The organism is Acinetobacter celticus (genome assembly GCF_001707755.1).
GTDB lineage: Bacteria > Pseudomonadota > Gammaproteobacteria > Pseudomonadales > Moraxellaceae > Acinetobacter > Acinetobacter celticus.
Genome location: NZ_MBDL01000010.1, coordinates 403,446 through 415,880 on the forward strand (window position 1 = coordinate 403,446; position 12,435 = coordinate 415,880).

Sequence of the window (12,435 nt, forward strand, 5' to 3'; positions counted from 1 at the left end):
GCAAAACTAAAACCTTGAGCATTAATTTTACAGTTCAACCTCATTAATAAAACTCATCACCCTAAATGATGCCATATTTTAAAAAGGTGCCATACTTCTATATGCCACATAAATAGCCTGATCTTTTCTGACCAACTCTGAACTGAATTGACGTTTTCTACCGTTTAACTCTATTTCTATTTGTGCTTTAAAATAATTTGACTGCACACCTAACAAATTATTTACGGCATTTTTTGTATCTGTAGCAACACTTGAAAAGGGTTCTTTTTCCCAGAGCTCTGATACATTTTTAAAATGTTCTAATGACGCTTGTTGTTGTTCTTGTAATTGCTGTACCGCATGTACATCTAATTTTTCATCTAGGCTTGCCAATAAAAAAGCGGGAGCTGTATTTATATTTACCGTTGTTTCATGGCTTGGCAATGCACTGATATAGGGAAGAATAAGTTGATACTTCTCTTCTTCAAAACCGCGTACCAATTTTAATTCATTAATATTATGAAATTTCGCATTGGCTGGCATAGGTGAATTCTGTAGCCCTCGATAATAACTTGCTTCCGCCCCCATCGAACCAGCAACCTCATCATTTTCATCTTGCCAATCAATCACAGCTTCACTTAACTGTGCAGGTAAACCCGCCCGTACTAATAATTTTTCAAACCATTTTTTGGCATTTTCGTTCACATTACCATCAGCATCGAGCAAACTATTTAAATTAAATTTTCCAGATTCATCTTGTAACACACCAGAAACATAACCATCATCTACCGGAAAGGCGGGCATTGGCTTGGCCCAATTTTCCTGTAAATGATCGACTGCACCTGCATTTTCCGCATCATCTTTTAATAATGCTGAAAAAAATGTTTCTGCACTTTTTGCATATAACAATGATTGATTTTGACGCATTAAATATGCAGTACTTTCAGCTGTATTTGCTTGATGTTTGGCGATACTGGCTACCAAAATAGTGGCCAATGCAACCATCATCAAAATGGTTAACAACGCGATCCCTTTTTGTTGCCGACCGACACCCAACGCCATAATCTCTGTCATGGAGTTTTATCCTCCGGCAACAGAAAATCTGTATTTAAAAGACTAAACAACCATTCATACTCATTATTATTCACACGAAGGTTCATCTTCAAACCACGTGGTAACCGTTGCATTTCACTCAACTTGGTCAAATCCACACTCGCGTCTGGCCAGCTTTTAAGTTCATTCGGATTTAATACAACAATTTCAAACTGCTCTACATCTGTAAGTAACACACTCGGATTTGGCTGATCTTGACCCGTCTGATTTAAATTACTGTATTTTAAGCGATATAATTTTTTTTCATCGGCCTTATATTGATATTCAATACGCTCATCTGGCGCAATACCTTGATTTAAAGGATCCGTCACGCCAGTTTTACTAAAACTAAAACGTCCATTTTGCAACAATAATGCGGACTCAACATCACCATTAATATTGGCAGTCAAAGGAACCGTTTGCACCATATCTCTTAAAATTTGCTGATACGCATCTTGCAATTGAGACAGTCGTACTTCATGCATGCCGTTACGTTCTTTCACTTTTGAAATATAGTCAAAAACCTTCCAACCTAAAGCAGAAAGAACTGCAAAAATTGCAATTGCAACCAATAACTCAACCAAGGTAAAACCACGACGAGCGCTCATAAACTTGCCACTTTGGCATTAAAGAACGTTAAATGAGTGATGCCTGCTTCAACTTTACCTGTTTCAGTATTCATTAAGCTGACCTGTACTTCTATCCGCTGTACATTTGGGCTAATTGTTGCTTGCGCAGACTTATCAATTTGCCACGTTTCCCCTTGCTGGGTGAGTTGCTTAGAAGCCGTTCCCGTCATCCATTCACGGTTAATTTCCATGGTAGATATTTCATTCAACGCAACAAATTGCGCTTTGGTTCTTAAAACGGCATTCGCAGTGGCTTGTGTATATTGCATAGCAACATTGGTCAATGCCATGGCTGCAGTTGCAAAGATTGCCAACGCGACCATCACTTCTAATAAAGTAAAACCTGAACAAGCAGGTACAAAGCGTGGTTTTACCGCCATACAAGACAAAAAATTATGCGCTACGTCTTCAGATTTCATTTATTTTACCTAAATGGTCAATTTCAATTTCATTTCCCACAGGACGTTCTTCAAAATAAAATTGGATACGAACGGGTTTCACTTCACCATTGCCTAACCAAATAAGTTTTGGCGCATTTGCATTGAGTAATTCACTATTACTGGCACGTGCATAGCGCTGTTCTAAGGGCTGAATACGAAATGAAACTTGATCGGATAAAATTCGAGTGGAAAAATCTTTATAGTTTTGCCAACGACTGTTTGAATTATTATTTTGCTGTAAAAGTGTTTCATTTTTTTGATGGATTTGATATTCCACTACATTATATTGAAAACCAGCAACATCTGTCGCAACTTGTGAATGAAGTGCCAAAATTCGTGCTTGATCATTGGATTCACGCAAAAGTTTTTGCACATCCATCATAAATACTTCCCGAGCTTGCATCGCTTTACGCTGATCCGTCCCATTCATATTCATAAGCACCAAAGACGCCATTACCCCCATAATGACAATCACCACCATCAATTCGACTAGGGTGAAACCTTGAACTGATGATGATGTCTTTTTCATACGTTGCCTTTAAGCAAATTGGTTTACTGTATTAACCTGCTTAGGCAATGCTAAAGCTTGGTCAATATAAGCAATTCTTAAGGTGTCCCTTGAACCCAAATAACGTTGATAGAAACTTGAGTTTAGAATTGCGGCTGCACCATGGGTCAGTGCCCAAATTGAACCAAGGTAATCTCGAACCGACATTGCACTATCAATTGATGCTAAATAACTTTCCGTCATACGAATAATTAAACGCAAACGCTGTTTACGTATTTGATAAAGCTCACTAAACAACAACTGAATGCCTGCACCTGTAGTCGCAAGGCGCTCTTCAATTTGATGAAATAGCACGGTGCGTTCAGGATGATGTAAATGATGCAACATAAAGAAAGCTAAATGCTCAGGAAATTGCTTTTCTGTATCTTTAATCATTTCCAACAACATGCGCTCATTACGAATAATCAGCAACATATATAGTTCATCTTTACTTTGAAAATGTTTGTAGAGTGTCCCCTTTGCTAAATCAAGCTCCGCAGCCAGCGCATCAAGCGTCATGCCCGATTCACCATTTTCTAAAAGAAGCTGCTCAGCAACTTGAAAAATCAATGCTTCTCTTGCTCGAAACTGAGCCTGACGATCCATCTTCACCCGATACTCTCTTCTACGCTGATATCAATTCAAACTGATTATTTTAAATTAAGGAGGTTTTCAAAGTTTTGTTGCGTAATGAAAGCCATCTCTTCAAGTGACTTATCATATACATCACTTAAAGCTTTGGCTACATAAGGCACGTATTTTGGTTCATTCGACTTTCCTCGATAAGGCATCGGTGCCAAATAAGGACTGTCGGTTTCAATAAGTACCCGATCTAAAGGCACTTGCTTGGCTACATCTCGTAAATCTTGTGCATTTTTAAACGAGACAATACCCGAAAATGAAACATAGTAGCCACAATCCAATACGGCTTTTGCAGTTTCCCAGTCTTCAGTAAAGCAATGCAAAATACCATGTGTAGATTTTTCCGCTCGGATAATATCGACCGTGTCATGCTTTGCGGCACGTGTATGCACAACCACTGGTTTTTTGACACTTTGCGATGCGTGAATATGACGCGCAAAGCATTCTTTTTGCTCTTTTATAAAGTCTGTACTGTGAAAATAATCGAGGCCTGTTTCGCCCAATGCCCAAACTCTTTCAGGTTGCGCCAGTTCAATTAAATAATCTGTAGTTGCACGCGCCATTGTGACTGGGTCTTCGCAGGGATGGACACCAACCGAATAGCCCACATCTGCATGGCGAGACGCAATTTCAGCCAGTTGAATATGATCATCTAAATCGACCGAGATACTCATAAATCGAGAAACACCCGCTTCGCGAGCCTGTGCCAATGCCAAATCTAAATTTCCTCCGTAAGGATTAAGATCGAGCAAGGTTAAATGACAATGAGTATCTGTAAACACAATAAGTACCTATGTTGAGTAAGATGTAGCTCTACATAGTGTAACTTCTACGCCCTTCAGTTTTAAGCCCTGCAAGCAAACGTTCTGCTTCAGATTTAAAATAAATACCTTTTTCGCCAGCAAGCTGAATGCCAAAACCTTGAGGTTTAGTGCCATTTTGTTTTTGAGAAATCCAAATGACTTTTCCAGTCAATGGGATTTTCTGTGTTTGCTCAGGCAAAGCAGCCAGTACAAAAACTTCATCGCCCATTTTAACTGCCTGTTTTGACGGCACAAAAAGACCACCACCCACAACATAAGGCATATAACTGGCAAATAGGGTTTCCACATCTGGAATATTGGTCTGAATCATTCCGCCCATACGTGGTTGCATTTTGTTCCCCTTTTTAAATATTCATCAACTTAATACAGAGCTGATCTACGACTAAGTTTGCTTGTACGTTTTGTTCAATAAATTTTTTGGATTGCTGTAATTCGGTATAAATCGCAAATAATGACTCTAAATTATACTGATCAGGCAGATCACTAAAGTTTAAATCTATATTTTTAATGGCTTGATTGAGCTTGACACAAATTAAATCAGACAACAAGTATTCAAACATTTGACTAAAATCACTAAAGCTTAAGGCTTTATTCCACTTCGTCGCAATTGCCATGGGCATATTTTTCTGTTTGACCAATTTTTGCCAATCATTCACAAAATCTTGTCGTAAGTTTATCCATTCGCTTCGTGCCAACTCTATAGCTTGTAGTGGCATTTGATTGGATAAATTCATTAACAATTGTTGCATCTGTAAATCTGCATCTGGCAAGTTTTGCTGTAAATACACTTCTGCTTGCTCTGCACTAATACGATCTAAAGCAAAATGCTGTAAACGACTTCGAATGGTTGCAGGCAATTTCAAATAATGCTCTGCCAATAAGATGATCACAGTACGATCACCCGGCTCTTCTAACGTTTTAAGCAACGCATTTGCAGAAGCTGTATTTAATGCTTCGGCAGGTTCAATAACCACGACGCGCCAACCATCTACTGTTTGTTGAACAAACGGTTGTAAGTCTCGAATTTTATCAATTTTAATTTTGGCATTTTGTTTTTTATTATCTTCATCTGTAGTGATATGCACATAATTTGGATGCGTATCCGATTTTAACCATTGGCAACTTCCACACTCACCACACGGTTGATTTTTCAACTGTCGGTTTTGACATAAAATCCATGTCAAAAAATATTGCGCAAAAGCATCTTTTCCACAGCCTTTTTTGCCATAAAACAGCAAGCCATGGCCCATTTTTGGAAAACGTCCCGTTAAGGCATCCCAGACATTTTTTTGCCATGGGTACACTTGTGCAATAACATCATTTGACATAGATGCCATCCTTTATTCGAAGCAAGAAACATCCATTTGATTCAAACGGTCTAAATCTTCCTGTGTATCTACACCTGGTGGTAAATTCGCTTCCGCAACTGCAATGGCAATACGATGACCATTTTCAAGTACACGAAGTTGCTCTAAGCTTTCTAGTTTTTCCAACACACCCATATCCCAAGTCACGTATTCCTGTAACAATTTGACACGATAGGCATATAAACCCAAATGACGATATGCTTGTTGATGCAAAACTGGTTCTGCTTGCTTTACACCGTCACGGTCATAGGGAATAGTCGCACGGCTAAAATACAAAGCCTGTTGATGCTTGGACATCACCACTTTTACAATGCTGTCACGCTTAAATTCATCAAGGCTATGAATTGGCTCACATAAAGTTGACATCGATGACGTAGGCTGATCTTGAAGAAGTTTCGCGACTTGCTTGACCAATTGTGCAGGTAATAATGGTTCATCGCCTTGTACATTGACAATAATATCGTCTGCATTCCAACCTTTAATACGTGCAACTTCACTCAAACGATCCGTACCCGATGGATGATCAGCTGATGTTAAGACAACATCCACACCTTCTGCACGACAGACCGATGCAATCCGTTCATCATCAGTAGCCACACAAAGATCATCAAAACCTTCAACTTTTTTGGCTTGATCCACAACCCGTAAAATCATTGGACGGCCATGAATTTCTAGCAAGGGTTTGCCCGGTAAACGGGAACTAGAAAAACGTGCAGGAATAACAATATGTTTCATTCAAATGAGCCTTGGTTAAATTTAATACCCAACTGTTCAAGTTGTAACTTCAAAGTTTCATAACAAGCTTGTGACAGCACAGCATCTACAGGCACCACCCAAATTTCGCGTTTGAAATGCGGATTTTTCTTTAGTAGCGGTAGAATTTTTACTGCATCTTTTTCTGTGGTAATAATCGGATTACTGTCTTCGAACTGTAAATCATCAAGCTCATATTCATGATGATCTGGAAATTCATGGCCTTGGAATTGCTGAAGACCCATTTTTTCTAAAGTTTGATAAAAGCGCTGAGGGAATCCAATACCTGAAACAGCATAGAAACAAGCTTCCAAATTAAATGGCTGATTCAACTGACCATTCAGCAAATAAGGTTCCGATGCTTCCAAATGCATATTCAGTGGCAATTGAGGGGCCGTTGCATGTTCAATCACTGTACTATTTTTCAATCTGCATTTGGGTTCTCTTAAATAACCTTCAGGTAGTATTTTTTCATTACCTAAACCACGATTATTGTCTAAGACAATCCATTCCAGCTGACGCTCAAGCGCCCAATGTTGCAGGCCGTCGTCACAAATAATCAGATCTAATGCGTGTTTTGACAATAAAAGTTCGATACTTTTTTGTCGGTTTGAACCAACCGCCATCGGTACGCCTGTAGACTGCACAATCAACATGGGCTCATCACCCACAACGTGCGCTTCTGCGTCTAAACCCACATAAGCAGGAAATGGCCCTTTTCCACCATAACCACGACTAATAACACCCAATCTAATTTTATGATTCTGTAAGTACTTTACCAAATGAATCAATAATGGGGTTTTTCCGCTACCACCCACTGTGATATTACCAATCACCATGACAGGCACTGGCGCAGTATAGCTTTGCTTCAAACCTGTTTTATATAAGTTTTTATTGAGTAAAAATCCACCACGGTAAAGCCATGACAAAGGTCTAAGCACAATGAGCCATTTCGCCTGTTTATTCCAAGCATCCTGAATAAATTGTGCAACAGACATTTACTGTTCCTCAAAATTACGTTGGTGCAATTGATAATATGCGCCACGTTTTTCTAACAGCTCTGCATGTGAACCTTGCTCTACAATCACCCCTTTATCCATCACCACAATACGGTCAGCATTTTCAATGGTGGATAAACGATGAGCAATGACAATGGTTGTACGATCACGCATGGCAGCATCAAACGCTTGTTGGATGAAATATTCAGATTCATTGTCCAATGCACTGGTGGCTTCGTCTAAAATTAGAATGGGTGCATCTTTTAAAATGGCCCGTGCAATGGCAAGACGCTGACGTTGACCACCTGACAAAGTTAAACCTTGAGCACCTAATGAGGTATCGTAACCCTGTGGTAGATTCATAATAAATTCATGCGCATAAGCCGCTTTAGCCGCTGCAATCACTTGTTCATCAGATGCATTTTCTAGCTGACCATAAGCAATATTCTCACGCACTGTTCGATTAAACAGTACCACTTGCTGATTGACCATAGAAATTTGCTGACGTAAAGAATTCAGCTCAATTTCTCGAATATCAGTATGATCTAATAACAGTTGCCCAGAATTAACCTCTTGATAACGCAGCAATAAATTCACTAAAGATGTTTTACCTGCCCCAGAGCGCCCAACCAAGGCAACAGTTTCACCTGCATTGACCTTCAGGTTAAAGTTATGCAAGGCTTGATAGCCATCTGAATACACTAAATTAACATTCTTAAATTCTACATTGCCTTTAAGCTCTGGCGTTAATGTGCCACTGTTTGCTTCTTCTGGCATATCCAATAATTCAAATACCGAATGTGCAGCCGCCATTCCGCGCTGAATTTTTTCATTCACATCCGTTAAAGCTTTAATGGGCTTACTGAGCATACCGGCCGCTGTAATATAAGCAATAAACTGTCCCGCAGAAGTATCTTGCATAATTTCAGGACGCAATGCGATATACATCACAATGGCCAATGGAACGGACATAATCAATTGAACAATAGGACTGTTCAGTTGTTGAACCACAACCATTTTCATACCACGGCGCAGATTTTCCTTTGAGCTGTCATAAAAGCGTTTCTGCTCATAATCTTGCCCTGCAAACCCTTTTACCACCATGTTACCGTTAACCGTTTCTTGCACAACGTGGTTAACATCGCCCATAGTATCTTGCACTTGGCTTGACAACTTACGCATGCGCTTAGACGCTTTACGAATAAGCACACCAATAAGTGGCGCAAAAATAAGAATAATGAGAGTTAAACGCCAGTTGCTATAAATTAAATAGCCAACCAGCCCAAAGGTGATTAAACCTTGTTGAACAATGGTTCTTAATGATTCCGTAGAGGCTGCCGTCAATTGCTCGACGTTATACATAATTTTTGCAGTGATGTGCCCACTCGAATTATCAAGATAATACTGTGATGGCAAACGCATCAATTTTGCAAAAACTTCCTGACGAATATTAAAAATTAAATTTCGAGAAATGACTGCTGTAAAGTATCCACCAATGAATGTCCCCAATCCGCGGAAAAACATCAGTATAATCACTAAAACTGGAAATAAAGACGTAAAGCTCTGATCACGATTCTGAATTGCATTAATAATTTTTTCAAGCAACTTAGCAACAGATACCTCTGTGGCGGCGTTAATTGCAAAACCGATGACAACAAATACTGCTAAGCCCCAAAAAGGTTTTAAATAACTTAGTAGGCGTAAATAGACCTTTACATCTTGCTTCACTAATAACCTCGAGTCGGTACTTTCGTACTGATATTTACATTTACAAAGCCAAGCTGGCCAGCAACATCCATGACACGAATCACATCTTGGTGCGCAGCCTTTGCATCAGCAGCAATTACAAACATTAAATCACGACGTTCATTCGAAATCTGTTTAATTGCCGTATTTAAATCGGACGTCTCTTTGCTTGATAAAGACTGACCGTTAACAGAATAATGCCCTGAAGCATCAACCACAACCTCAATTTTTTTATCATATTGCTTCGGTGGAACACCTTGGGCATCTGGTAAAGTCAAATTCATTCGACTCATTTGATTAAACGTCGTTGAAAGAAGCAAAAACACCAAGATAAACAATAAACAATCGATCATTGGTGTTAAGTTAATATGAATATCTTCAACTTGTCTGCGCTTGAATTTCATAGCACACCCTCAGCTTGCTTTTTGCAAATCTTGTGACTCTTCATCTACAAAATTTTGATAAAAAAGCGCCGCATGAAACAATGTTGCTTGTTGCTCTAATTCAGCAACATACTCTTGTACCAAACGCTGAAAATAACGATGTGCAAACAATGCAGGAATCGCAATAAACATCCCAGCAGCTGTGGTAATCAAAGCTTTAGAAATACCAGGCATCATTAATACAGGATCGCTATTGGTACCAATATCAATCATTAAAAATGATTCAATAATACCAATCACTGTTCCCAACAAACCTAACAGCGGTGCAACTGCGCTCAGCGTGCCTAAAAAATTGATATTTTTTTCTAAATAACCAATTTCTTGAGATGCCACCACTTCCATTTGCGCACGCGCATATTGTTCCGTTTGGTTTTTACTGCGATACCCTGCTGTAAAAACACGTCCCAAAGTACTTCGTTGTAAATTTTGATCTTGCTTCAATTGCTGTGCCACTTGCTCTGCTGTTTTATTTGGATTCATCAACAAAACAGCAGGTAACACCAACGACTTTTTCAAACGAATAAAACGCTCGATTGAAATCGCGATCGTAAAAATTGAACACAACACCAGCGGCAGCATGAGCCAGCCACCAGCTTTGACTAATTCCCACATTTGATTTTCCCCAATAAATCGAATTATAAAATTAATCTGCTAAACAAATATTCAAAATACCATCCAACTCTTCGAGTGAATGGTAATTAATCACAAGTTTACCCTTACCTTGTTTGTTATGGTCTATTTTGACATCTGCACCAAAACGGTCAGAAAGGCGTTGGGTTAATTGCTGAATATCTGAAGAAAGCCCTTGTTGTTCTTTGGCTTGTTTGGGTGTATTTAAATCACGTACAAATTGTTCGGTTTGACGTACCGATAAGCTTTTTTCAATCACCAATTCTGCAACTTTAAGCTGATCTTTGGCTTTGAGTGTCAATATTGCGCGCGCATGCCCCATATCCAACAAATCTTGTTGCATAAAATCTTTGACGGGTTCTGCCAAGGTTAATAAGCGAAGTAAGTTACTGACGGTCGTCCGCGCTTTACCCACAGTGTCTGCAATTTCTTGATGGCTTAAACCAAACTCTTCATGAAAGCGTTGTAGTGCCATGGCTTGATCCATTGGATTTAAGTCTTGACGCTGAATGTTTTCTATCAATGCTAAAGCGATTGCAACCTGATCACTTAAATCGCGAACAATGGCTGGAATTTCAGTTAAACCTGCTAACTGAGCTGCACGCCAACGACGCTCACCCGCAATAATTTCATAGGGATGTTTATCATCATCAATCGGACGGATGACAATCGGTTGCATCACGCCATGTTTTTCAATTGATGCAGCCAGTTCTTGTAAAGCCTGCTCATTCATTGAACGACGTGGCTGGTACTCACCACGTTGCAATAAATTTACATCAACTTGCTTCAACTGACCATGGTCTAAAGCTTGTGCTTCAAGCTGTAATTTTTCTTTTTGGATTGATCCAAGTAAGGCATCTAAACCACGACCTTTTGCTAGTCCACGTTTTTTAACGGTCATGCTTTACTTCCTTTTTTTACCTTACTTTTCTTTATCATCTCAGCTGCCAAGTTTAAGTAAGCAACTGCGCCCTTTGAACTTTTTTCGAAATAGATAACAGGTAAACCATGCGCAGGCGCTTCCGCAAGACGCACATTACGCGGAATCACTGTTTCATATAGTTTTTTGCCAAAATATTGTTCTAATTCTTCAGATACATCACGAGTTAATGCATTTCGTGCATCAAACATGGTTCGAAGTACACCCATAATCTGTAAATCTGGGTTTAAAGCTTGCTGAATACGGTCAATCGTTTGCGTTAAATCGGCCAAACCTTCTAATGCATAATACTCACATTGCATTGGAATTAGTACGCTATCGACAGCGGCCAAGGCATTGACGGTAATCAAACTTAGACTAGGTGCACAGTCGACAATAATATAATCAAACTTATCTTCTATTTCACGTAACGCTTCACGTAAAATAAACTCACGGCCTTCTTGGTCTGCAATCGCCAGTTCCACACCCGCTAAATCACGATTAGAACCTAAAACCTTATAACCAACTTCTGCTTTTGCAATAGCGGTCTCAATGGACATTTCACCTAGTAACACGTCGGTGATGGAATACTGCAAATCATTTTTTTGAATACCTGAACCCATGGTTGCATTGCCTTGTGAGTCCATATCCACAAGTAACACACGCTTTTTAAGTACCGCCAATGATGCAGCCAAATTTACTGCGGTTGTAGTTTTACCGACACCACCTTTCTGGTTCGCAATCGCAATAATTTGTGCCATGGTAACCCCAATCCTTAAAAATAATTAAATACGTTTCAACAAAAGCAAATGACGTTGTTCATCTAATCGAGGAACTTTAAGTTCAATAATTTCGCAATGAAATTCATCTTTAAATGCTTCTACTTCTTCACTTGGAATCAGACCTTTCATTGACGCAATAATGCTTTGTTCATGCATAAATGGAACAGATGCATTAATAAAGTCAGTTAACGATGCAAAAGCGCGACTGGTAATCACATCAAATTTACCCAGTTCTTCAATACTGTCTGCATTTTCGACACGTGTTTGTACAGCAATCACATTTTTTAATTTTAGGTCAGCAATAAACTGCTTCAAAAAACGAATCTTTTTACCGTTTGAGTCTAACAAAACGCATTGTCGTTCAGGTTGGCAAAGTGCAATGATCATGCCCGGCATACCACCACCCGTACCAATATCCAAAAGACGGCCTTGTGGCAAATCTTTCAAAATACTTAAGCTGTCTAAAAGATGCTTCACCAGCATTTCTTTTGGATCACGAATAGCGGTTAAATTATAAGCTTTGTTCCACAGCACAAGTGCATCTTGATACTTCAACAATAAATTTAATGCTTCTTCACTCAAATCTAAGCCAAGCGTCTGGCTACCTTGCTTTAAGTCTTGAAAAAAAGGATGCATAAAGCAGA

General features: G+C 39.3%; 16 protein-coding genes. All 16 read right to left on the reverse strand.

Going from position 1 to position 12,435, the window contains the following annotated elements; genetic code table 11:
* Positions 1-78: 78 nt before the first annotated feature.
* Genes gspK through rsmG form a run of 16 tightly spaced genes read right to left on the reverse strand, consistent with a single transcriptional unit; the run spans position 79 to position 12,427 of the window.
* Positions 79-1,053, reverse strand: coding sequence for a type II secretion system minor pseudopilin GspK (gene gspK / locus BBP83_RS11060; RefSeq protein ID WP_141689973.1), 975 nt, complete (start codon positions 1,051-1,053; stop codon positions 79-81).
* A complete protein-coding gene (gene gspJ, locus BBP83_RS11065; RefSeq protein WP_068888462.1) occupies positions 1,050-1,679 on the reverse strand; it encodes a type II secretion system minor pseudopilin GspJ in 630 nt (209 codons plus the stop codon). The genes gspK and gspJ overlap by 4 nt, the downstream gene beginning before the upstream one ends.
* Positions 1,676-2,080, reverse strand: coding sequence for a type II secretion system minor pseudopilin GspI (gene gspI / locus BBP83_RS11070; RefSeq protein ID WP_068888616.1), 405 nt, complete (start codon positions 2,078-2,080; stop codon positions 1,676-1,678). Before gspI ends, gspJ begins: the two co-directional genes overlap by 4 nt.
* 28 nt (positions 2,081-2,108) lie before the next feature.
* The gene (locus BBP83_RS11075) at positions 2,109-2,669 is read right to left on the reverse strand and encodes a pilus assembly FimT family protein (protein WP_068888463.1); all 561 of its coding nucleotides are present in this window, start codon (positions 2,667-2,669) and stop codon (positions 2,109-2,111) included.
* A gap of 9 nt (positions 2,670-2,678) precedes the next feature.
* The gene (locus BBP83_RS11080; protein WP_068888465.1) at positions 2,679-3,293 is read right to left on the reverse strand and encodes a TetR/AcrR family transcriptional regulator; all 615 of its coding nucleotides are present in this window, start codon (positions 3,291-3,293) and stop codon (positions 2,679-2,681) included.
* A gap of 44 nt (positions 3,294-3,337) precedes the next feature.
* A complete protein-coding gene (locus tag BBP83_RS11085) occupies positions 3,338-4,111 on the reverse strand; it encodes a TatD family hydrolase (RefSeq protein ID WP_068888467.1) in 774 nt (257 codons plus the stop codon).
* A 31-nt stretch (positions 4,112-4,142) separates the two neighbouring features.
* Entirely contained in the window at positions 4,143-4,484 is a 342-nt protein-coding gene (locus BBP83_RS11090; RefSeq protein WP_068888469.1) for a PilZ domain-containing protein, read from the reverse strand.
* Between the two features lie 13 nt (positions 4,485-4,497).
* The gene (locus BBP83_RS11095) at positions 4,498-5,481 is read right to left on the reverse strand and encodes a DNA polymerase III subunit delta' (RefSeq protein ID WP_068888471.1); all 984 of its coding nucleotides are present in this window, start codon (positions 5,479-5,481) and stop codon (positions 4,498-4,500) included.
* A 12-nt stretch (positions 5,482-5,493) separates the two neighbouring features.
* Positions 5,494-6,255, reverse strand: coding sequence for a 3-deoxy-manno-octulosonate cytidylyltransferase (gene kdsB, locus BBP83_RS11100; protein ID WP_068888473.1), 762 nt, complete (start codon positions 6,253-6,255; stop codon positions 5,494-5,496).
* Positions 6,252-7,271, reverse strand: coding sequence for a tetraacyldisaccharide 4'-kinase (gene lpxK, locus BBP83_RS11105; RefSeq protein WP_068888475.1), 1,020 nt, complete (start codon positions 7,269-7,271; stop codon positions 6,252-6,254). Before lpxK ends, kdsB begins: the two co-directional genes overlap by 4 nt.
* Complete coding sequence (msbA, locus tag BBP83_RS11110) at positions 7,272-8,999, reverse strand: lipid A export permease/ATP-binding protein MsbA (RefSeq protein ID WP_068888477.1); 1,728 nt, start codon at positions 8,997-8,999, stop codon at positions 7,272-7,274.
* Positions 8,999-9,421 (reverse strand): ExbD/TolR family protein, encoded by a 423-nt coding sequence (locus BBP83_RS11115; protein WP_068888478.1) that lies wholly within the window; start codon positions 9,419-9,421, stop codon positions 8,999-9,001. The genes msbA and BBP83_RS11115 overlap by 1 nt, the downstream gene beginning before the upstream one ends.
* 9 nt (positions 9,422-9,430) lie before the next feature.
* Positions 9,431-10,072, reverse strand: coding sequence for a MotA/TolQ/ExbB proton channel family protein (locus BBP83_RS11120; protein ID WP_068888480.1), 642 nt, complete (start codon positions 10,070-10,072; stop codon positions 9,431-9,433).
* Between the two features lie 31 nt (positions 10,073-10,103).
* Positions 10,104-10,991, reverse strand: coding sequence for a ParB/RepB/Spo0J family partition protein (locus tag BBP83_RS11125; protein ID WP_068888482.1), 888 nt, complete (start codon positions 10,989-10,991; stop codon positions 10,104-10,106).
* Positions 10,988-11,770 carry a ParA family protein gene (locus BBP83_RS11130; protein WP_068888484.1) on the reverse strand — a complete coding sequence of 261 codons (783 nt, stop codon included), beginning with the start codon at positions 11,768-11,770 and terminating at the stop codon, positions 10,988-10,990. The genes BBP83_RS11125 and BBP83_RS11130 overlap by 4 nt, the downstream gene beginning before the upstream one ends.
* A 24-nt stretch (positions 11,771-11,794) precedes the next feature.
* Positions 11,795-12,427: a 16S rRNA (guanine(527)-N(7))-methyltransferase RsmG gene (rsmG, locus tag BBP83_RS11135; protein WP_068888485.1), complete on the reverse strand. Its 633-nt coding sequence runs from the start codon at positions 12,425-12,427 to the stop codon at positions 11,795-11,797.
* Positions 12,428-12,435: the final 8 nt, after the last annotated feature.